Here is a 21,447-nt window from a genome sequence, read left to right as displayed (position 1 = left end):
ATAAAACTTATTTGTGGATGGGGGGGGGGGAAGAATGCCGATTTATACAGGAATCGTAAAAGAAATAGGTAGTGGAAATATTGAGGGAGACAACTCTAATTTTCTGTATGTAAAACGGGAATACATTGATATTGGAGATGAGCATCTCAGAAAGGTAAGGCTATCTCAGTATCTGGATGACACATTAGTCAGCGCTAAACATTCTGGTGAGCAAGTTTCATTAAGTGCATTTAGTTTGATAGGCATTCCAATACTAACAGTGAGTGCCATCAAACTGGCTGATGGACGTGTTAGGACATCAGAATCACTGTTTTTAACGGTGATTTTTTGTTTACTGGTCATGCCAGTTATGGGGCTACTCGCAGGTTTTATTGCTTTTGTTGTGCTGAGCTTTGTGTTTGGCGCATCGCTGTCGATTATTGCTGGAATGATCTGCGCTATAGCCTATGCGGCCCATGGAATCATCCGTTATTTGAAAGCTAAGAGCGCATTTTAGAAGTAAAAAATATTTCACATATGACTAATGAAATGAAGGTTTGTCAGCAGTTTTTAACCTGAAATGACGACAGAACAATGAGTCTAGCAAAAGGATGGTGGTTCATCGCTGCAGGTATCATCGTAACTCTCATACCGTGGCTATTCTGGATTGGTTTGTTAATGATTGGCTGGGGGATCTGGAAATTATGGCGAGATAAGCAGCCGGCCAACGATCCTTGCTTAAAAGAGAGAAGGATGCCAGTTTAAAATGGCATATGACGGTACTGGAATAGCATTAGATACGGTTACTAAAAGAATTTACCTGAAAAACAAGAACATTCAGAATTGATTTTAGCTAAAGCCGCCAGTATCTAAACCCCAAAAAACCGATAGAAATATCGTAGTTTTTCCTGGGCATCTTCTAATGAAATCTGAGTAAATCTGACTTCGGTATAGGCTTGTTGCTGGGCTAGCAAAAAAGCATCCAGCACAAACAATGTGCCGAGTTTGGGGTAGCCACCCATGGTTTGCCGATCTTTAAGCAAGATGATCGGCTGACCATCTGGGGGCAGTTGAATTGTGCCGTAGGCGATGCCTTCGGAAATAATGCCTTTCACTTTCGGGGTGATAGGTTCACCTTCCAGTCGGATGCCCATGCTGTTGCTTTGTGGTGAAATCCGATAGGTCCAGTGATAAAGCTTTTCTTGTTCAGCTTCATCGAATTGGTCCGTTTGTTCGCAAGGAATCACACTGAGGATTAAAGGTTGCTGATAATCAGGGATAAATAACGGCGGAACATGGGTTGTTACTGTCGGTTTATGTTCACTGCAAGGCAAAAAGTCATCGGTTTTTAACGGATTACCATAACCGTCAATGCCGCCGATTTTTTCTCGCATGACGGTAGCGACTGAGCCAAAGCTGGGTTGCAACTGAAAACCATCTTGTATCGCCAGATAGCTGCGTATTCCTGAAGAGGCATGAGCAAAATTCAGTTTATCGCCGACTTTTATTGAATGCGTTTGCCAGTTTTCGAGAGGCTGGTCATTGAGGGTGGCATTCATCTCGGCGCCGGTAATGGCGATATTGGTATTGGCTAATACTTCAAGTTGCAATCCACCAAAACATATCTCCAACGCAGGATTATTAGGCCGGTTATTGAGCAAGCGGTTTGCCCATAAAAAAGCATGTTCATCGGCAGCACCGCCGGGTGAGAGCCCAATATGTTGATAGGCAAAACGTCCCAGATCCTGCACCAACGTTAAGATGCCAGGTTTGAGTACTTTCAAACCTGGCTGCGTCATTCGCTCTGACCTCCAGCCAGCAGAAAATCGGCTTTACTGACAGAGACAAACTTCACTCTGTCGCCAGGCAGCACCGGACATAACTTGGGACTGTGACGATCAAACATTTTCATTGTCGTGCGACCCAGGATATTCCAGCCACCAGGCGTGCTGATGGGATAAACCGCTGTTTGCTGATCGGCGATAGCCACTGAACCAGCGGCAACATGAGAGCGAGGCGTCTGTAATCTGGGGGTAGCAAGTTGATTTGAAACGTTGCCCATGTAGGCAAAGCCAGGTGCAAAGCCAATGGCAAAGATTTGATAAATAGTATCGCTATGACGACGAATAACTTCATCTATGCTGATCTGATGAAACTCGGCAACATGCTGTAAATCAGGCCCGACATCCGGGTGATACCACACTGGAATTTCAATCAATTTTCCTGTTTCAGCATGGCTGACATTCAAATTGGCAAGATGCTGCTGAATTTTATCCTGGATGCCTGGGAAGTCGTTCTTTCGCGGATCGTAGCAAAGCATCAGGGTGGTATAACTTGGCACCAGACCGCGAATTTCTTCCTGTAATTCTTTTTGTAGCCGTTTGGTCGCAGCACGAATGACCGGCACCAAATCAGTGTTTATCTGTTCCCCAAACCGAATCAATACCGCGTCTGGGCCTGCATGTTCAATCTGAAACTGAAGTTTCATGCTAGTCGGTAAAGTTTGTTGAGAGAATTACGGATGTGACGAACAGCCTTAACCGATTCAGCATTGTCACCGTGGACACATAAGGTGTCGGCATCAAGCTTTAATCTTTGCCCATTTCGGCTGATGACGCTACCTTCGGTTGCCAAAAGTAACGCCTGTTCAAGGATTTGCTGTTCGGAATGAAACACAGCGCCTTGCTGATTTCGTGGACGTAACAGACCGTTATCCTCATATGCCCGATCAGCAAAAGCTTCAAACAGTAATTTGATACCAAACTCGGCCGCAATCGATTCGGTTTTACGGTTATCAGTTGATGCCAGCACCATTAACGGCAGGCTGATATCGTAGGATGCTATCGCTTCCAGCACTGCACGCAGAATATCGACATCACGCATCATATCGTTATACAGAGCGCCATGCGGTTTAACATATTCAACACGAGCATCATGTGCTCTGCAGATGCCATCCAAAGCACCAACCTGATACTGCACCATGAAATAATTTCCAGTGGCGTGCATTGCATACTGCGACGGCCAAAGCCAATCAGATCCGGATAACTTGGGTGGGCACCAATCTGTGTTTTAGATTGTTTGGCCAGTAAGACAGTTCGGGACATGGTGACCGGATCAGCTGCATGAAAACCACAGGCAATATTGGCCATATCCACCAACGGCATAACCTGATCATCCATCCCCATAGACCATGGGCCCAGGCTCTCACCCATATCGCAATTAAGCAGCAGTTTTTTGATTGGGAGTTGGCTTTGATTCATGGTCAAGCAGATTCTGCAAAGTAATTGGTAGTTAAAGGATACACGCTTATTCTTCAAGCAGAAATTTAGTCTGGACCAAACATGAATGTAGAGTTCTTTAATAGACGAGAACAAGGCATTGGTCACAGCTGGTTATTCAGGTTAATTGGCAAGCCTATATATAGGAATATGATTAAAAGGAAGAATTCCCGTGGCATTAACTTATAAAATCCTCAAGAGCCAAAATTCGGCTATACAATCAGAGCTCAATGCAATTTGGCTTATTTAAGAAAGATCTACGAGATAAACCTTATTGTGATGTGAGTTTTTAAACAATAAATATAAAGATTGGCAGGTGCTTATGAAAACTGACGATATAAATAGCTCCACGCCAAACTGGGCCAGTATTTTAGGCGTAGTGGCGATTGTGCTGGGTGTGTTTTTAACAGCCATGCATGGTACAGAAACGATGAAACAGTTAGTTATCCCGGCAAATATGCCGGTTTCAGGCGAAATGCCTGAGGCGGATTGTCCGCTAGATGAGCTGGAAGAAGAGGGCATCAGCCTGGCGGAATGTGAGTTTTTGGTTGATCACGTAAAAGGAATTGCCCTGTCTTCACCTGACTGGTTTCCATCAACGATGATGACTTTGTCTCTTATCGGCATGTTATTGGCTTTTGCTTCAGTCATTGTGGGCGGCGCGATGGTTAACTTCACCTCATGGTCGACAACTTCTGCGATTGTTATTTTTGCCGGACTTGCCCTTGTTGATTTGCTGCAATTTGCTGTTGTAGTCAATAGCGGGCCTGTTCTACGTGATATTTATCTTTGGAGTGTGCTGCTTTGGTTCCTGCTGCACTTGATGCTGCTTGTTGGGGCAATTGCCGGTCGAGATCATCAAACTGCGCAGCATTAATTAATTGTGACCTGATTTGGTGAAATTATTACTAGGAATTCATTATGCAAAGACAAGGTTTTAATAGAGCAGTCGTTGTACTGCATTGGCTGTTAGCCGTTTCCATTTTTTTTCTGTTTATTTCCAGCTGGTGGATGATGGCATTGCCTCTGCCGTCTCAGGAATTGCAATTTCGTGCTTTTCCTTTTCAACTCCATAAAAATATTGGCATCACACTGGTGATTCTTTTAGGCATCATGTTGTATATGCGCTTTAAGTATCCCCCGGCTCCACCACTTGAGTCAGATATGTCTCCCGGGATGCATAAGATCTCCATTCTGGCGCATGCCGCAATTTACGGGCTGATATTTTTCGTTTGTATTTCAGGTTATCTTTCATCTGCTCATACTCGCTGGGATACCGTTTTCTGGTGGCTGATAAAATTTCCCAGGATTGCTGCGGCAGATGAGGAAATGAATGAGTTTTGGGGAGAGCTTCATACTTATGCAGCATGGATATTACTGGCGTTAGTGGCAATTCATATTGCTGCGGCTGTGTATCATTCTTTTCGCAATGACGGCATTATCCGACGGATGATGCGTTGGTAGGTGAAGTTTTAACCTTATTTTAAGGGCCGCTTAGCGGCCCTTTTTATTTGAAAAAAATCACTAATAATTCAACGTTTTAGCAAGTGTTCAATTAAAGTCTGATGAAACCGCTCCGGATCCTGAATCTGCGGTGAATGGCCTAAATCTTCAAAAGTAACCAGAGTCGCATCTGGAATTCTGTCAGCGACTTCTAGGCTGATTTTGGGATAGTTGCCTAGTTCAGCACGTTTATCTTCTGGTGCCATATTTTTGCCGACTGCCGTATTGTCCTTTTCGCCAATCAGCAGCAGAGTCGGCACTTGCAGATTCTCAAATTCATAAAACACCGGTTGCGTTATAACCATGTCGTAGGTGAGGGCAGAATTCCAGGCAACAATTTCTTTTCCAGAACCATTAAACATACCGGCCTGCATTTTCACCCAGCGATCATATCCAGGTTCCCAACTTCCGGCGTAATAGGTGTTTTGTTGATATTGTCGAATGCTGTCAGCATTGGTTTTCAACTCATTTTGATACCAGTCATCAATAGTGCGATAGGGCACACCTTTGGCCAGCCAGTCTTCCAGGCCGATAGGATTGACCATCACTAATTGTTCGACCTTTTCGGGGTTGAGTAATGCATGACGAGTCGCCAACATTCCGCCCATCGAATGGCCCATGATGATGTAACTTTCAATCGCTAAATGTTCCAGCAAAGCACTGGTATTGCTGGAAAGCTGATGAAAACTGAACTGGTAGTGTTCAGGTTTGCTGGATTTGCAGAAACCGATTTGATCGGCTGCAATAACCCGGTAGCCATTGTCCGTCAGGAAATGGATAGTGCCTTCCCAAGTGGCAGCACAAAAGTTTTTACCATGCATTAATAGTACTGTCTGACCATTTGGCGTTTCAGGCTGAATATCCATATAGGCCATCTCAAGTTGTTGACCTTGAGATTCCATCTGGAACTGTTCGATAGGAAATGGATAGTCAAAACCTTCCAGTCTTGGGCCGAAGTTGTCGGCAGCGAATGCGGGCAAGCTGAACAAAAACACTATTGTGCAAAGAAGACGGGGCATAAACATGTTCTCCAGAAGATTTATTAAATGAGTCCACTCATGATTCATGGAGTTCAGCGTAAATAGCAAAACGCCCGCAGTGCGGGCGTTCGTTATCGATATAAATTTGGTTTAGCGATTTTGCAGTAACTCGACTACTTCACTGCCCATGGCGCGAGCAGAGTTAGGGTTTTGCCCTGTCACCAGACGCTCATCAACACTGACTTTTTGACGGAATGGGATCCAGGCTTTGCTGACATTGGCACCGTTTTGTTCGAGACGTGTTTCCAGCAGGAACGGCATATCGCTATAGAGTCTGACGATGCGTTCTTCAAAATTGGTAAACGTGCTGACCTCGCGGTTGGCAACCAGATATTCACCATCCGATAAAGTAACATTAACCAGTGCTGCCGGGCCATGGCAAACCGCTGCCACTACGCCATCATTTTCATAGATTTCTCTGGTCAGACGTTGAATATCGGCATTGTCCGGAAAATCCCACATCGTGCCATGACCACCTGCAAAAACGATAGCTGCATAGTCTTCGGATTTAATATCTTCCAGCCGCAAGGTTGATTCCATTTTTTGCCAGTCTTCGGGGGTTTCCATAAAGCGTTTATTGTCATCATCCGATAACTTATAACTGCCTGGATCCATTGGCGGTAGCCCACCTTTAGGGCTGGCAATATCAATCTCAAAACCGGCGGCTTTTAATTCGTAATAAGGGTGGGTGACTTCAGATAGGAAATAGCCGGTATCCTTTTTACTGGATGCTTCATTTTCACCAATATAACCATGGCTGGTAACGACGATAAGCACTTTTTCACTAGCCACCGCGGTCAGGGACAACATTCCCAATACTAAAAACAGTATGGGCTTAAGCAAAGGGTAGATGGTTTTTCTCATGTTATTTTCTCTCTCTTTGGTTGAATATCAGCCGCTTTATCGTTGTTATTAAATGAAACCAGGTTGCGGCAAAACAGTTACTTTTTTATAACAAATTACGGGCATGGTTTAGTTACTGATAGCGGATATCAAAAGCCCGATTATCCAACTGATTAATGCAATCAGTAAAACAAGAATGCCCAGCAATAAGCCAATAAACAAGATGTTTTGAATCAATGATTTGCGATAGGTCTGTTTTGGTGATTGCTGATAGTCATTTAGCAGGGCGGTATTTCGTTTGTTCGCTTTCCAGACAAAATCAAATAGATCGCCTAGAACCGGTATTGAGCCTACTACCGTATCAATCATCATATTGATGATCATGCGACCCAGAATCATCCGAGGCATACCCAGCTGGTGGGCTTTATAAATAATCACACTGGATAACAGCCCACCAATAAAATCACCGACGCCGGGGATTAGGCCGATAAACCCATCGAAACCAATTTTGTAGCCATTAGGCAGGGTGATACTTTCATCCAGAAACCAGCTTAACCGTTCAATAAAACCACTTTTTATTTTCATGCATCGCTATCCTTTTCTTATTCGAATAATTATTGTTCATACCAGCCATCAGTTTGTTTGATGAAAGATTGTTTGGTGAGATAAGCAAATTCTCCGTTTTTCAAGTGATAGCGGGAAATTAGCAGGTTTTCCGGTCCGCCTTCGAGCATATTAAAACTGTTTGGAAAGCCGGTCAGTAAGCGGTCAGAAGTGGTAGTGCCGGCATGGGAAACAATAATCCTTTCATGGGCATGACAGTAATCCAGATGCACATGACCGCTGAGAATAATATCCGGGCCATGGTGCTGAAATTGCTCGAAGGCATTATCACTTCCACCAATCAAACCACGATGTTCATGGCCAGTGGGAAGCCAGAAAGGATGATGCGCTACCAGTATTTTCAGTTGCTGGGGCGAAGCGGAAGCAAAGAAGTTTTGAATACGTTTGATTTGCAGCGCGTTGATACGACCGCGAGACCAGTCAAGCGAATAACCAATCCTTCTGGCAGTGTTAATACCAATTATTTTGTGCGTCTCGGTTTCAATAGTCGGTTCGAGATCTTCAGCAATAAAACGCCGCCACTTTTTCCATGGGTACAGTAAACGCTCAACAACGCGAAAGGTACTCAGATCATGGTTGCCTGGCACAATTAAGTAGGGTGAAGTAATTTCATCCAGAAACCGTGCAGCATCGGTGAACTCAGAAGTCTTGGCGCGTTGCGTTAAATCCCCACTGATGATCACTAGTTCAGGATTCAATTCGGTAATCTTGTGTTTAAGCGCAGTCATCACTTCGGGGATAAGCCGCCCGAAATGTAAATCTGAAATATGTAAAATCCGTTGCATGCATAACCTCAGGTTTGGCTGAGTGATAGGGCTTGTTTATCTTTCAGCTCCGCCTTGTTGGGCGAAAAGAATAGCCTTCAGCAGTGGTGATATGAAAGATAAACAAGCCCTAGTGAAACACTAAATACTCCATAACATTGCTCATTATCTTTGTTTCAAGCCTTTCTAACTTTAACTTCAAGCAACAGCAATATTTAATACTATTTAAGTACTTGTCTTTTATGGATAAATGCCTTAAAAGTAAATGTGTTAATCCACTGAGAATTGCATGGAGGGGGGATAATGAAACAGCTCAAAAAAGTAATGTTCGGCTTTTTTTGCTTTAGTTTTATGACAACAGCAGTCGCCAGCGATTTTGATATTGTCGGCATTAAATTAGGGATGAATTTTGAAGAAGTGCAGGAGGCTCTGTTAAAGCATGGAGCGAGACCGGAAAGTATTCAGCAGCAACAACAATTCTTCCAATATAGCGACGGTTCTGAGCTTCACAAAACAGAGCCCTTCCTGCATAAGGTAATAGCTGCAAAAGATGTGATGGGAGAAAAAGGTCGGGATCAAGAGAACTTCAGTGTGTATTTTTTAGCACCACCCGAAGAATCGAAAGTTGTGGCCATTATTCGAAATATAAATACGCGTAATAATCCCACCACAAAAGGCCAATACATGTCGGCTCTTAAAGACAAATATGGTGAACCGCAGACTATCGGCGGTCGGCTGGTCTGGTGGTTTCCAGAGGGTAAACAGAGTTGTTTTGCCGCTAACAATTTGGTGATGATGCCGGATGTTGATCAGATTATGGGAAATATCTTTTTGTCGAGTGGTAAACGATATTTTCTGGATCGTTTTCAAAATACCAAACTTACCAGTATTGATGATTGTGCTGGATATATGGTTTATGTCATGGGGTCATTGCAGCCTGATGCACCCGCCAATAGCGTATCGGCTACCATGATTGATGCACCTACTTGGGTGAAAGCCAACCTTAAATCTATGGAATGGGTAGAGGAGCTGCAAACACAGGCAACGGAAGCAAGACTGGGTGCCAGCAGTAAACCGACCTTATAGCTTGTTTTTTTGTAAGGATTGCTTTTATAAAATCCTGATAAATATGTTTTAATCCACAGTATATTTTCAATAAAAAGGCGCTTTGGCGCCTTTTTTATGTTTATCCAAAGAGTGTGTTATATGAATTTTTCTGCCTTGGTTTTCGTTTTTTCCGGTTTACTCGCAAGTGCAGATGTATTTGCTCAAGTGGATACGCCGCAGCGGTCAGACTGGCAGATGATTTTTGATGAATATGATGCACAAGGTACGATAGTTGTTTTGGATGAACGCCAGCCTGAATCAAATCTGATGGTGCTTAATGAATCACGCTCTCAGCAGCGTCTGCCTCCTGCATCGACATTCAAAATTCCGCATGCTTTGTTCGCGCTGGATGCTGGGGTGGTGAAAGATGAATTTCAGCTGTTTCCATGGGATGGTGTGCAACGCACCTTTGCTGACCATAATCAGGATCAGGATTTACGTTCCTCAATGCGTACTTCTGCTGTATGGGTTTATGAGGTATTTGGCAAACAGATTGGTGAAGATAAAGCCCGCCAATATCTCAACCGCATTGATTATGGTAATGCCGATCCAACCGGTGACACCAGCACCTATTGGATTGATGGCAATCTACGGATAACCGCTCAGGAACAGATTAGCTTTTTAAAAAAACTGTATTTAAATCAATTGCCATTTGATGAAGCTGACCAACGATTAGTCAAAGACATTATGATTGTTGAAGCTGGACGAGAGTGGATACTTCGGGCCAAGACTGGTTGGGAAGGACAGATCGGCTGGTGGGTAGGCTGGGTCGAATGGCCGACAGGACCGGTGTTTTTTGCCTTGAATATTGATACCCCAAACAGTCTTGAGGACTTGCACAAACGCGAAGCGATCACTCGCAAAGTGCTGCAATCTATCGAAGCATTACCCCGAAATTAATTAAGCAGATAAATAATGTCGCCAGAGAATAAAACCGATTCCAATCTCAACAGTATTACAGATTTTTTTCTTGAATTAGATGCGCTCAAGCATGTGGAGCGGCGTAGTTTTATTACCGGTGGTAAACGTCGTGAGAACTCGGCAGAACATTCCTGGCATCTGGCGATGGCTTGTTGGTCCATCGCCGAACATTTCAATCTTCAACTCAATATAGAAACGCTGTTAAAGCTGGCTCTGGTACATGATTTAGGTGAAATTGATGCGGGCGATACTTTTTTATATGCCACGGATCGTAGTGCAGCCCATCATGCCGAACGGAGTTGTCTGCAAAGGTTGAGCGATCATCCGGGAAACAGCATTAACGATCTTACTGATTTATGGGAAGAGCAGGAGTTGGGTGGCAGTAGAGAGGCGATGTTACTCAAGGTTGTTGATCGAATACTGCCATTTTTATTGAATATTAATAATGATGGCAAACCCTGGAAGGAGCACAGTGTGAGAAAGTCGCAGGTCGCAGGAGCACATGGTTTTATCGCGGAGTTGTTTCCAGAGATTCACCAATGGATAACGCACAATATCGAACAGGCAGTGGCAAAAGGCTGGTTAGTGGATAGCTGAGCTAGCATAATGCCTTTTGAATAAATGACTTTTACTCTGTATAGCGAGCCCGACAAATTTTGCGATTAGTTGGTAAGCACAATTCACTCTTAAGCTTTGGAAAACGTAACATGCTGAATGTGATCTACAGCAATTCGATGTCGCAACTGGCTGCACATCTGGCTGAGAGTCAACAACGCGATCCCTTGCCACCATTACAGGCCGAAACCGTGATGGTGCAGAGTAATGAGTTAGCGCGCTGGCTCAACTTGTATCTGGCTTCAAATCAATCTATCGCAGCACATATTGAATTTCCATTTCCATCAGCATGGTTATGGAAGCTTTTCCGCCAAGTCTGGCCAGAGATTCCCCGCGAGTCGCCGTATTCAACTGATGCGATGAGTCTGAAAATCTTTGAATTGTTGCCAACGATCAGCAATGTGCCAGAGTTTGATGCGATAAGTCGCTATCTTGGTCAATCAGCGGATCAGCGAAAAATGCTCGATCTGGCACAACGTATTGCCGACAGTTTTGACCAGTATCTGATGTATCGTCCCGATTGGATTGCACAATGGGAAGCAGGCAAAGCAAATAATTGGCAGGGCGCTTTGTGGCGCCGATTGACCAAAGATGATCCCGAACCCATGCATCGGGCGCGTTTACTGCAAAAGATGCAACAAGCACTGAAAAACAAACAATTTCCAGTATCAATCTTACCGCCGCGTATCGCCATTTTCGGGCTGACTGCCATGCCACCGATCTATCTGGAGTTGCTGGCGGAGATCGCAGAGTTCACCGAAGTCTCGATTTATTTTCTATCACCCAGCGAAGGTTATTGGGGCGATTTGCTAAATCAGAAATCACAAGCCAAACAACGTCTTTTATTTGATGACGAAGATGAATTCTCCGATAACGGCCATCCATTGCTGGCAAGTTTAGGCAAGCTCGGCCAGACCTTTTTTGAACAGTTGCAGGCTATCCCGCATCAAGCGGAGATGCTGTATCTGCAACCTCAAGCAGATGATGTATTGAGTCAGCTCAAGCAGGATATTTATCAGCTTGATAGTCAAGATGAGCAATTATTGGTAGCCAGTGATGATGATTCAGTGCAGATCCACAGTTGTCACAGCGCGATGCGTGAAGCCGAAGTGCTGCATGATCAACTACTCAATCTGTTTGTAAAACATCCCGATCTATCGCCTACCGATGTGGTGGTAATGACGCCGGATATCGAAAAGTACGCTCCGGCAATAGAAGCCGTTTTCAGTAGCCAGCCAATTGAGCGATTCATTCCTTTCAGCATTGCCAATCGCGGTGATGCCCAACAGCAAACCATTATTGAAACGTTCACTGACTTACTCGGCTTGCCGCAATCCCGGTTTGATGCCGAAACCATTATGCGTTTGCTCGAATGTGCGGCTATTCAACGACAATTCAGACTGGATCATACTGATCTGGACACGATTCGCGGCTGGCTGAGAGAGACTCAAATACGTTGGGGGCTGGATGGCCAAGACAAACAGAAATTAGGCTTACCAGCATTGGATGCCAATACCTGGCGTGCCGGTCTCGACCGATTAATCTTAGGCTATGCCTTGCCACCGGCAGAGCGCGATCAGTGGCAGTTGTTTAATGCTCAATTACCGGTCGGCGGCATATCTGGTGACAGGGCACAGTTGATGGCTCAGCTCAATGCCTTTATCGATCAGCTCAGCCAGTTACGTGATGAATTAAAACGGCCGAGAAAAGCGGCTGACTGGCAAATTCTGCTTAGCGACTGGTTGCGACGTTTGTTTGCCATTCGTGAAGAAAATGAACAACTACAACTGGATGCCATTTTAAAAGCGATGGATTCGCTGACCGAATCTGCACAGCAAGTTGGTTTTGAACAAAATTTGTCGATTGATTTGCTGCGAGACTGGCTGGATTTGCATATTGAAATGCCGAGCGCCGAGCATCAGTTTATGGGCCGTGGCCTGACTTTCTGTGACATGGTGCCGATGCGTAGCATTCCATTTGATGTGGTTTGCCTGATTGGCATGAATGACAACAGCTATCCGCGTCGTCAACCGAAACCTGGTTTTGATTTGCTATCCAGTGATTACCGGCGGGGTGACCGCTCACGTCGTGATGATGATCGTTATCTGTTTCTCGAAGCACTGCTCTCGGCCAACCGGCATTTGTATATCAGTTATGTTGGCGCCAGTATTCATGATAATTCGCCGATCCCGCCTTCAGTACTGGTCAGTGATTTTGCTGATGTACTGAACAGACGTTTTCAGACCGCAGAGGGTAGTGAGATCTGGGAGCAGTTACTCACAAGGCATCCATTGCAGGCCTTCAGTCCACGATATTTTTCCGGTCAGGATGCAACGTTGTTCAGCTTTAATGCCGAGGCATGCCCACCACCCCATAAACATACTGAAGCGACAAAATGGTTTGCCAAACCACTGCCAGAAGCCGATGAAAGCTGGCGCTTTGTCAGTTTGTCTCAGCTCATCAGCTTTTTCAGTCATCCGGCAAGATTCTTAGCCCAGCAACGCCTTGGTATCAATTTTGAAAATGAAGATGCCACACTGGAAATTCGCGAGCCATTTACTTTGAATGGCCTGGAAGCCTGGACTGTTCGGCAACAGATGCTGGAAGGCAGACTGGCCGCATTGGAAGCCTCACAGATCCAGCCAGTGATTCAGGCAACAGGCGTCTTGCCACAAGGGCATTTTGCCGATTTGCTGTTCGACCAGCAGCTGGAAAAAGTCGACAGTTTTACCGAAAAATTACAACCATTAAGAAGTGCTCAGCCATTGCCAGCGTTACCTTTTGAGTTTGACTGCGGTGAGTTCACCCTAACTGGCCAGCTGGAAGGGCTTTCAGCTTCAGGACTGTTGCAATACCGGCTGGCCAAAATGAAAGCCAAAGACCTACTGAGCCTGTGGTGTTCGCATCTGGTGCTGAACTATTTAAAACCGCAAGGAGTGGCTTTAAATAGTCAGTTGCAATGTGAAGACAGCTATATCGCATTCAATGCTGTTGTTGAGGCAGAAGCAATATTGGCAGATTTGCTGGCTATCTACTGGCAAGGACTGCATCAGCCAATCCCATTATTACCATTAACCAGTCTGACCTATGCGGCAGCTGAACTGGAAGGTGCCAATGATGCTGATGGTAAAGCCTTCAAAGTCTGGACCAGTGGTTTCAATGTGGGTGAGGATGCTGATCCCTATCATCAATTATTGTTCTCTGAATCGCCGTTAACCGACGAATTCCGGGCTCTGGCACTGAGGATTTATCAGCCGATTTGGGATGCCATGGCGGGAGACAAACCATGAAACAGTTTGATTTGCTGCAAACCCCGTTGCATGACGTCAATCTAATTGAAGCCAGTGCCGGTACCGGCAAAACCTTCACGCTGGCCGGGCTGTATCTGCGTTTGATATTGGAACATCAGCTGAATGTCGATCAGATTCTGGTAGTGACCTATACCCGTGCCGCAACGCAGGAATTACGCGATCGGCTGCGTAAAAAACTCAGCGATGAACGTAAGTTGATTATCAGTGAGCAATCTGGCCGAACGCAGGATTTAAAACGACTGGATCTGGCGATTCAGAGCTTTGATGAAGCGGCCATCTACACTATTCATAGCTTTTGTCAGCAGGTGTTGAAAGACTTTGCTTTTGAATCCGGCAGCCCGTTTGAAATGGATCTGATTGGTGATGATCGTGAGTTGTTGCTCGCTGTCACTGATGATTTCTGGCGTAAAAACGTCGTGCAGAGTGATAGTGAGTTTAGTGCTTATTTATTGGCTAAAAAACAAACCCCGGAAACCCTGTTGCAATCGATTCGCAGTCTGGTGGCTAAACCCTATCTGCAAATCCAGGATTTGCCCGAAGTAGACGTAGAGTCGGTTACAGAGGCATTAAATAATGCCTTCTGGAATGCCAGCCAAAACTGGCAAAAAGAGTCCGAGCAGATCACAGCCTTTCTTCTTGGCGGTGGCCTGAGCAAAACCAGTTATAAACCCGAAAAAGTCGACATACTGCTGCAATTGCTCGCGTTTATTTTCAATGAATCAGCCTGTCCGTCAGCCTGGGATGAACTACTGGATTTAGCGACATTGGAAAAGGCCGAAACCAGTTTGAAAAAGGGTGCCGAATTACCCGAGCTGCGGTTCTGGTCAGCGATGGATACCTTAAAACAGCGTTATCAAGACTTAGAAAATGTTCGGGCAATGCAGCTGCAACAGTTGCGACTGCAATTATTGGCCTTTATCCGTGAGCAATTGCCACAGCAGAAAATGCAGCAACAAGTGCAGTCTTATGATGATCTGCTAATCAATCTTTCTCAGGCACTGCAAGGCCCACAAGGGGAGTGGCTGGTCACCAGATTACGTGAACAATTCAAGGCCGCATTGATCGATGAGTTTCAGGACACCGACCCGGTGCAATACGATAATTTCCGCCGGGTATTTGCGGCCAGTGGCTTGCCGGTGTTTTTTGTCGGTGACCCCAAGCAGGCGATCTATAGTTTTCGTGGTGCCGATATTTTTACCTACCTCAAAGCCAAACAGGATGCCGTAGCAACCTACACGTTAGGTAAAAACTGGCGCTCACATATCTCACTGGTGGCGGCAGTGAATCGCCTGTTTATGCAAACCGCAGCGCCGTTTATCTATGAACAAATTCCGTTTGTTGAAGTGGATGCTTCGCGTAATGGCGAGCCAGCATTACAGGTTGATGAAGGCGAGCAAGCGGCATTGCAGTTCAGTTATGTGGAAAGCGACAAGCCGTTAAATATTGAAGCGATGCGACAAACCGCGGTGGAGGTGACCACCAATGAAATTGCCCGTTTACTTAATCTGGCTGCTCAAAATAAAGCCCGTCTATTCGATGAAGACACAAAACTTACTCGACCACTAACCGGTGGCGATATCGCTGTTCTGGTGCCAAGCCATGCTCAGGCCGAATTGATTCAGCAGGCTTTGCGAAGACGCGGCATTAACAGCGTGCAGCAGGGCCGGGAAAATGTGTTTGCCTCAAAACAGGCAGCGGATTTGTCCTGCTTAATGCTGGCACTTGCACAACCCGATCATCATCAACGATTGAGTACCGTGTTAGCTGGGCCATTATTCCAATATTCTGCCGACGATTTATATGCGATCCAGCAAGATGAATTACGGTGGAATGCGTTAATGGATCAACTCCAACTGTTACAGCAACGCTGGCAGCAATCAGGCTTTATGGCGATGTTCCGGGCGTTGCTGCAGCACGATAATGGTCTACAACGTTTACTTGAACAGGCAGATGGTGAAAGGCAACTGACTAACTATCTGCATCTGGCCGAATTGATTCAGGCCGAATCGGCCCGGCAGAACAATCATATTGAATCAGTAAACCAATGGTTTGCCAGACAGCAGGAAGCCAGTGCCACAGAAGATGAAACCGCACAATTGCGGCTGGAAAGTGATGCGGCTTTGGTCAAAATCATGACTATCCATTCGAGTAAAGGTCTGGAATATCCGATTGTGTTCTGTCCGTTTAACTGGACCGCCAGAAGCTTCAAAAATAAGACTGATATTGTTGAGTTTCATGATCCAAATAATCAGCATCAACCCAGTGTGGCATTGGCTGAGCCTTTATTATCTGAAGCACAAATAGTAGCTGAGCAGGAACAACAGGCTGAGTCATTACGTTTGTTATATGTGGCATTAACCCGTGCCCGCGAACGCTGTGTGATTGTCTGGGGTAATGTCAGAGATGTGCAGAAATCGGCTTTGTATCAACTTTTACATGGCGAAAACTCAGAAGGTATGCGTGAAGATTTACAGCGCTTATCTGCAAGTAGTGACGGTACGATTTCGATGACCGATTATCAGCCGCAAGCCCCGGTTATCTATCAGGTGGCACAGTCCGAGACAACGGGATATCAAGCCCGAAGCTTTAACGGTGAAATTCACAAACCATGGCGAATTGGTAGTTTTTCGCTGTTAAGTCGCGGCCATGTTTCTGAACAACCCGATTACGACGCTGAATCAGTGACGGTTGAAATTGAGGTGGTCATTCAACGCAATAGCAAAGACCGATTTGGCTTTGAACGTGGTCGGCAGGCCGGTAACTTTCTGCATAAATGTCTGGAAAATATTGAATTTGATTCGGCCGATGCCACACAAATCAATCAGACAGTCACGCGTTTATTACCGCAGTTTGGTCTGGATTTACAGTGGACCGAAGTAGTGACTAACTGGCTGCTGGCGGTATTACAAACACCTCTGTCTGCCGAAAGTGGCATTCGGTTATGTGATTTACCGGCAAGCCAACGCATAAATGAAATGGCGTTTTATTTTCCGGTGGCCGGTTTGAATATGACGGCATTAAAAACGGCTCTGCAGCAAACAGACAAAGATTCGATCTGGCAGAAATTGGCAGCTGATCTGCATTTTCATGAACTCACCGGTTTTATGAAAGGCTTTATCGATTTAGTGTTTGAACATGACGGTCGCTTTTATGTAGCTGACTATAAATCCAATCATCTTGGGTCTGAGTCGTCACAGTATCAGGACGAAGCTTTGCAGAACGCGATGCTCAGTCACGGTTATCCGTTGCAATATCTGATTTACAGTCTGGCTTTGCACCGGCATTTAAAACAACGTTTGCCGGATTACGATCCGGAAGTACATTTTGGTGGTGTTTATTACTTGTTTTTACGCGGCATGCAACCGGAGTGGTCACAAACCGGCGTGTTTTATGATCGGCTGGATCGTATATTACTGGAAGCGGTGGATCAGCTGATGGCAGGTGTTCGATGAATGCTTTGAAAATACTTCGCGAAGCAGGTTTTTCCGAGCTGGCTTATCATTTTGCCGCCTATATTGGCCGTCAACAGCAGACAGAAGACCCGTTAGTTACCTTAACTGCAGGGCTGCTCAGTGAAACTATCAGCGAAGGTCATGTTTGTCTGAACCTCAATGATTTCCAGTCTTTGAATCCATTGGTTCAGCAAGTGTTACCGGATATATCACTTTGGCTGCAAAGCCTGAAACAGACCGAAGTCGTGGGGCAACCAGGTGAGTTCAAACCGTTGATTCTGACGGCCGATGGCTTGTTATATCTATATCGTTACTGGCAGTCAGAACAGCAAGTCGCCCAAGCGATAAAACAACGGCTAAATGATAGTGACATGCTGCCGGCAGCAGATACGTTGACGACATTTATGACCGATTGGCAAAACAGTTTGCCTGATACCGACTGGCAGAAAGTCGCGGTATTGAGTGCATTACGCCGTCAGCTTTGTGTGATTTCCGGCGGTCCCGGCACCGGTAAAACCACGGTAGTGTTAAAAATTCTGCAATGTTTGCAGTTGAATGAGGACAAACCTCGAATCGCATTGGCTGCGCCAACCGGTAAAGCAGCAGCACGCTTACAACAAGCCATCAGCCAACATACTGGCGAACAATACGTCGCCAAAACCCTGCATCGTTTATTGGGTATCAGTGCTCGTTTTGATCAGGGACGTTACTCAGCAGAGCGACCATTGCCGGTTGATGTATTGATCGTCGATGAAGCATCAATGATTGATATCAATTTGATGGCCATCACCTTGAAAGCCTTACCGTTGCACGCACGATTGATTTTGTTGGGCGACAGCGATCAACTTGCCTCAGTGGAATCCGGCGCAGTGCTCGCTAACTTATGTGCCGATGAGCCGAGTTTTTCAACTGAGTTCAGCGCATGGACAAAACAGGTTAGTGAGATTGATTTACCGGCTACAAGCTTTGTTAATCCTTTACAGGACAGTCTGGTCAAATTACAACACAGCTATCGCTTTGCGGCCGGTGGTGTGGTTGGTCAATTGGCTCTGGCCGTCAATCAAGGTGAGGCAGAAAAGGTTACAGATTTACTGCTGAATCAAACACCTTCAGCTTTGGCCGCTCCAACTACAGAACATATACAAACCCAGCTATTAAGCGGCTATCAGCAATTTATCGAAGCGATTGAACAACGCAAAGATGCTGTCAGCTGTATTCAGGCATTTGAAGCGTTTCGGATGCTCTGTGCCGTTAAACAGGGAACTCAATCGGTGTATTCGGTGAATCAGATGATGAGTCAGCTGTTGGCAAAACGCGGTTGGCGAACCGCACAGCCTTTCTATCCTGGAAGGCCCATTATGATTACGCAGAATCATTATCGGCAGAATCTGTATAACGGGGATGTCGGTGTGGTGTTGCCCAATATTGATGGTGAATTGCAGGCCTGTTTTCTGTTCGGTGGGGAATTACGTTGGTTACCGTTAAGTCGCTTACCGGCCCATGAAACGGTGTTTGCAATGACGGTGCATAAAAGTCAGGGATCAGAATTTGACCATATTGCTTTGTTATTACCGGATGAGGATTCAGCAGTATTAAGTAGGGAGCTGGTGTATACCGCGCTCACCAGAGCGCGGCAGACGGTGCAGATATTGTCGACTCAGACGGTATTAAAGCAGGCTGTTCAGCGTCGACATCAACGAGAAAGTGGTCTGGCGCAATTACTACACGGAGCAAAAAGCGCTTAGTAGTCTTTTTGGGCCGCCGTTGGATTCACTTTGGTGTAATCGGGATTAAGTTTTAAATCTTCGGTGAGCACTGGAGGAATGTGCTTATTCGCATCCGGGCCATCTAACAAAGCCCCGGCACGATCCGGTAAAACTTTGCGTTCGGTGAAATTACCGAGTTTGTCGTAACCTTCGGTTAAGTGATCAAACATCTCTTTATAAGGTGCCGCCATGGAGACAAACAGATTTGCGGTTTTTTCATGATAGCTATGTACTTCTTCACGATACGCATCCAATTCAGCTTGTGTTTGCGACAATTGGCGTTCATGTGCTTCAGTCAGTTGTTTCAATTGTTCCGGGCTGCCAACCGGTTGGCGACGACCTATCAGAAAGCCAACAATCCCTGCGATAACTACTGCAACAATGCCAATGGCCCATAATTCTATTGATGTCATGACAAATCCCTAATGAAATCTTTACTAAAAAGCTTATTATTGAACGTTACGGTGAGGCGGATAAACCGCTTTGATAGATACAGCATAGCTTGCATCATAATAGTCCGCAAACAGATAACACGTTTGCAAGACAATAAAGTTGACCATATTTTGCTGTTGGTTATCCCTTGAAATAAAGACTGATGATAAGGAGAGCATATGGCACAACCCATGTTTATAGGACAGGCTGACTTGCCGGTTTTTTTATTGCCTCAGATGGCTAACCGTCATGGTTTGATTGCAGGCGCAACTGGTACTGGCAAAACAGTGACCTTACAAGGTTTGGCCGAAGCTTTCAGTAATATCGGTGTGCCGGTATTTGCAGCTGATATTAAAGGCGATTTGTCCGGCATCAGTCAGCCCGGTAAAGCCCACCCCAAAATCAGTGAACGTGTCAGCTTGATGCAGCTTGATGACTTTCAGTTTTCTGGCTTTCCAACGACTTTCTGGGATGTTTTTGGTGAGCAGGGCCATCCGGTTCGTACCACTATCTCCGATATGGGACCTTTACTGTTATCCCGCTTGATGAATCTGAATGACACTCAGCAGGGCGTGTTAACACTGCTTTTTCGGGTCGCTGATGACAATGGCTGGCTGGTGCTTGATTTGAAAGATTTACGCGCCATGCTGCAGTTTGTTGCCGAGAATGCCAGCGAGTTTCAAACGCTTTACGGCAATATTTCAGCCGCCAGTGTTGGGGCAATTCAACGTCGATTGTTGGTGTTGGAAGATCAAGGTGCAGACAAACTGTTCGCCGAGCCGGTATTGAATCTGGATGACTTAATGCAAACCGATGTGCATGGCAAAGGCATGATCAATCTGCTGGCGGCAGATAAGTTGATGCAAGCACCGCAGTTATACAGCACGTTTTTATTATGGTTAATGGCAGAATTATTTGATCAGCTGCCCGAAGTTGGCGATGCGGAAAAGCCTAAATTGGTACTATTTTTTGATGAAGCGCATCTGATATTTGATGATGCCCCCAAAGCTTTGCTGGATAAGATTGAACAAGTGGTGCGGTTAATTCGTTCTAAAGGGGTGGGTGTGTATTTTGTTACGCAAAACCCGACCGATATTCCGGATAGCGTTTTAGGCCAATTGGGAAATCGTATTCAACATGCTCTGCGGGCTTACACTGCGAAAGATCAGAAAGCGGTCAAGGCAGCAGCAGAAACCTTCCGTGATAATCCGGCTTTTTCGACTAATGAAGTTATTACCGAAATGGGGGTGGGAGAGGCACTGGTTTCGATGCTGGATGAAAAAGGTCGTCCGCAGATTGTACAACGAACCATGATCAAACCACCGCAGGGACAGATTGGCCCGATTACAGCACAACAACGCCAGCAATTAATGCAAAGTTCTTTGGTAGCAGGCGTTTATGAAAAAATGCTGGATCGAGAATCGGCGCATGAAATCCTTGCCGAACGTGCTGAAAAAATGCAGCAGGCAGCATTGGCCAATCAGCCTAATGCGGTGAAAGAGACTGTTAAACCAAAACGTGCCAGTAATCGCGAATCTATATTTGAAGCCTTTGCTAAAAGTGCGATGCGCTCAGTTGGCAGTCAGATTGGCCGACGTTTGGTTAGGGGGATTTTTGGTTCGTTATTGAGCAAAAATAATTATCAGCTTAAGTTACCAATAATGACTTAAAAATTATTTTACTTTTTGTGGCGTTTTTCATTTCTAACTTACGCCATAATTTTTTGGAACGATCTGAGAGTTTGTCTTCTTGAAGATAAGCACGGAAAAAGAATATGCGATCTTTCTCTGACCAATTTCCATCAGAGTGCCG

Annotated in this window: 17 protein-coding genes and 1 pseudogene; 10 read left to right on the top strand and 8 right to left on the bottom strand. The window is 45.4% G+C overall.

Annotated elements, in window-relative coordinates:
- Positions 1-34: 34 nt before the first annotated feature.
- Positions 35-496 carry a hypothetical protein gene (locus A9E74_RS11615; RefSeq protein WP_069296785.1) on the top strand — a complete coding sequence of 154 codons (462 nt, stop codon included), beginning with the start codon at positions 35-37 and terminating at the stop codon, positions 494-496.
- A gap of 352 nt (positions 497-848) precedes the next feature.
- Here the strand turns inward: A9E74_RS11615 and A9E74_RS11610 are convergent, their stop codons facing one another.
- The 3 genes and pseudogenes from A9E74_RS11610 to A9E74_RS11600 all read right to left on the bottom strand — a co-directional run bounded on the left by A9E74_RS11610 (position 849) and on the right by A9E74_RS11600 (position 3,143).
- On the bottom strand, positions 849-1,778 hold the full coding sequence (locus tag A9E74_RS11610) for a 5-oxoprolinase subunit C family protein (RefSeq protein ID WP_069296784.1): 930 nt from the start codon (positions 1,776-1,778) through the stop codon (positions 849-851).
- Positions 1,775-2,467 (bottom strand): 5-oxoprolinase subunit PxpB, encoded by a 693-nt coding sequence (pxpB, locus tag A9E74_RS11605; RefSeq protein ID WP_069296783.1) that lies wholly within the window; start codon positions 2,465-2,467, stop codon positions 1,775-1,777. Before pxpB ends, A9E74_RS11610 begins: the two co-directional genes overlap by 4 nt.
- Positions 2,464-3,143: pseudogene (locus tag A9E74_RS11600) on the bottom strand (5-oxoprolinase subunit PxpA). Before A9E74_RS11600 ends, pxpB begins: the two are co-directional and overlap by 4 nt.
- A 436-nt stretch (positions 3,144-3,579) precedes the next feature.
- On the opposite strand from A9E74_RS11600, the gene A9E74_RS11595 reads away from it, so the two are divergent.
- Both A9E74_RS11595 and A9E74_RS11590 read left to right on the top strand, forming a co-directional pair.
- Entirely contained in the window at positions 3,580-4,134 is a 555-nt protein-coding gene (locus A9E74_RS11595) for a hypothetical protein (protein ID WP_069296782.1), read from the top strand.
- Positions 4,135-4,178: 44 nt separating this feature from the next.
- A complete protein-coding gene (locus A9E74_RS11590; protein ID WP_069296781.1) occupies positions 4,179-4,721 on the top strand; it encodes a cytochrome b in 543 nt (180 codons plus the stop codon).
- Positions 4,722-4,789: 68 nt separating this feature from the next.
- Here A9E74_RS11590 and A9E74_RS11585 read toward each other — a convergent pair whose 3' ends face one another.
- The 4 genes from A9E74_RS11585 to A9E74_RS11570 form a co-directional block, all read right to left on the bottom strand.
- Complete coding sequence (locus tag A9E74_RS11585) at positions 4,790-5,779, bottom strand: alpha/beta fold hydrolase (protein WP_141696808.1); 990 nt, start codon at positions 5,777-5,779, stop codon at positions 4,790-4,792.
- Positions 5,780-5,890: 111 nt separating this feature from the next.
- Complete coding sequence (locus A9E74_RS11580; protein ID WP_084003068.1) at positions 5,891-6,664, bottom strand: type 1 glutamine amidotransferase domain-containing protein; 774 nt, start codon at positions 6,662-6,664, stop codon at positions 5,891-5,893.
- A 108-nt stretch (positions 6,665-6,772) separates the two neighbouring features.
- On the bottom strand, positions 6,773-7,228 hold the full coding sequence (locus tag A9E74_RS11575; protein ID WP_069296779.1) for a DUF4112 domain-containing protein: 456 nt from the start codon (positions 7,226-7,228) through the stop codon (positions 6,773-6,775).
- 29 nt (positions 7,229-7,257) lie between these two features.
- Positions 7,258-8,052, bottom strand: a complete 795-nt coding sequence (locus A9E74_RS11570; RefSeq protein ID WP_069296778.1) for a metallophosphoesterase family protein — start codon at positions 8,050-8,052, stop codon at positions 7,258-7,260.
- 282 nt (positions 8,053-8,334) lie between these two features.
- Between A9E74_RS11570 and A9E74_RS11565 the strand changes: the two genes are divergently transcribed.
- From A9E74_RS11565 to recD, 6 genes are all read left to right on the top strand, one after another.
- Positions 8,335-9,117, top strand: coding sequence for a hypothetical protein (locus tag A9E74_RS11565; RefSeq protein WP_069296777.1), 783 nt, complete (start codon positions 8,335-8,337; stop codon positions 9,115-9,117).
- Positions 9,118-9,237: 120 nt separating this feature from the next.
- Positions 9,238-10,038, top strand: coding sequence for a class D beta-lactamase (gene blaOXA / locus A9E74_RS11560; RefSeq protein ID WP_069296776.1), 801 nt, complete (start codon positions 9,238-9,240; stop codon positions 10,036-10,038).
- Between the two features lie 15 nt (positions 10,039-10,053).
- Positions 10,054-10,656 carry an HD domain-containing protein gene (locus A9E74_RS11555; RefSeq protein ID WP_069296775.1) on the top strand — a complete coding sequence of 201 codons (603 nt, stop codon included), beginning with the start codon at positions 10,054-10,056 and terminating at the stop codon, positions 10,654-10,656.
- A gap of 110 nt (positions 10,657-10,766) precedes the next feature.
- Entirely contained in the window at positions 10,767-13,964 is a 3,198-nt protein-coding gene (gene recC, locus A9E74_RS11550) for an exodeoxyribonuclease V subunit gamma (protein ID WP_069296774.1), read from the top strand.
- On the top strand, positions 13,961-17,437 hold the full coding sequence (gene recB, locus A9E74_RS11545; protein WP_069296773.1) for an exodeoxyribonuclease V subunit beta: 3,477 nt from the start codon (positions 13,961-13,963) through the stop codon (positions 17,435-17,437). Before recC ends, recB begins: the two co-directional genes overlap by 4 nt.
- Complete coding sequence (gene recD, locus A9E74_RS11540) at positions 17,434-19,182, top strand: exodeoxyribonuclease V subunit alpha (protein ID WP_069296772.1); 1,749 nt, start codon at positions 17,434-17,436, stop codon at positions 19,180-19,182. The genes recB and recD overlap by 4 nt, the downstream gene beginning before the upstream one ends.
- Here the strand turns inward: recD and A9E74_RS11535 are convergent.
- Positions 19,179-19,616: a Z-ring associated ZapG family protein gene (locus A9E74_RS11535; RefSeq protein WP_069296771.1), complete on the bottom strand. Its 438-nt coding sequence runs from the start codon at positions 19,614-19,616 to the stop codon at positions 19,179-19,181. The genes recD and A9E74_RS11535 overlap by 4 nt on opposite strands.
- 198 nt (positions 19,617-19,814) lie before the next feature.
- On the opposite strand from A9E74_RS11535, the gene A9E74_RS11530 reads away from it, so the two are divergent.
- Positions 19,815-21,305, top strand: coding sequence for a helicase HerA-like C-terminal domain-containing protein (locus A9E74_RS11530; protein WP_069296770.1), 1,491 nt, complete (start codon positions 19,815-19,817; stop codon positions 21,303-21,305).
- Positions 21,306-21,447: the final 142 nt, after the last annotated feature.

Source organism: Methylophaga muralis (assembly GCF_001720165.1).
GTDB classification, from domain to species: Bacteria; Pseudomonadota; Gammaproteobacteria; order Nitrosococcales; family Methylophagaceae; genus Methylophaga; species Methylophaga muralis.
The sequence above is the reverse complement of the archived record's forward strand: the minus strand, read 5'-3'. Positions and strand labels throughout refer to the sequence as shown.

Coding starts and splice junctions, on each gene's coding strand:
- A9E74_RS11590 (WP_069296781.1), top strand. CDS start 4,179: ATGCAAAGACAAGGTTTTAATAGAGCAGTCGTTGTACTGCATTGGCTG.
- A9E74_RS11555 (WP_069296775.1), top strand. CDS start 10,054: ATGTCGCCAGAGAATAAAACCGATTCCAATCTCAACAGTATTACAGAT.
- A9E74_RS11595 (WP_069296782.1), top strand. CDS start 3,580: ATGAAAACTGACGATATAAATAGCTCCACGCCAAACTGGGCCAGTATT.
- A9E74_RS11565 (WP_069296777.1), top strand. CDS start 8,335: ATGAAACAGCTCAAAAAAGTAATGTTCGGCTTTTTTTGCTTTAGTTTT.
- A9E74_RS11585 (WP_141696808.1), bottom strand. CDS start 5,779: ATGCCCCGTCTTCTTTGCACAATAGTGTTTTTGTTCAGCTTGCCCGCA.
- A9E74_RS11535 (WP_069296771.1), bottom strand. CDS start 19,616: ATGACATCAATAGAATTATGGGCCATTGGCATTGTTGCAGTAGTTATC.
- A9E74_RS11580 (WP_084003068.1), bottom strand. CDS start 6,664: ATGAGAAAAACCATCTACCCTTTGCTTAAGCCCATACTGTTTTTAGTA.
- A9E74_RS11530 (WP_069296770.1), top strand. CDS start 19,815: ATGGCACAACCCATGTTTATAGGACAGGCTGACTTGCCGGTTTTTTTA.
- recC (WP_069296774.1), top strand. CDS start 10,767: ATGCTGAATGTGATCTACAGCAATTCGATGTCGCAACTGGCTGCACAT.
- recB (WP_069296773.1), top strand. CDS start 13,961: ATGAAACAGTTTGATTTGCTGCAAACCCCGTTGCATGACGTCAATCTA.
- A9E74_RS11575 (WP_069296779.1), bottom strand. CDS start 7,228: ATGAAAATAAAAAGTGGTTTTATTGAACGGTTAAGCTGGTTTCTGGAT.
- A9E74_RS11615 (WP_069296785.1), top strand. CDS start 35: ATGCCGATTTATACAGGAATCGTAAAAGAAATAGGTAGTGGAAATATT.
- A9E74_RS11570 (WP_069296778.1), bottom strand. CDS start 8,052: ATGCAACGGATTTTACATATTTCAGATTTACATTTCGGGCGGCTTATC.
- A9E74_RS11610 (WP_069296784.1), bottom strand. CDS start 1,778: ATGACGCAGCCAGGTTTGAAAGTACTCAAACCTGGCATCTTAACGTTG.
- pxpB (WP_069296783.1), bottom strand. CDS start 2,467: ATGAAACTTCAGTTTCAGATTGAACATGCAGGCCCAGACGCGGTATTG.
- blaOXA (WP_069296776.1), top strand. CDS start 9,238: ATGAATTTTTCTGCCTTGGTTTTCGTTTTTTCCGGTTTACTCGCAAGT.
- recD (WP_069296772.1), top strand. CDS start 17,434: ATGAATGCTTTGAAAATACTTCGCGAAGCAGGTTTTTCCGAGCTGGCT.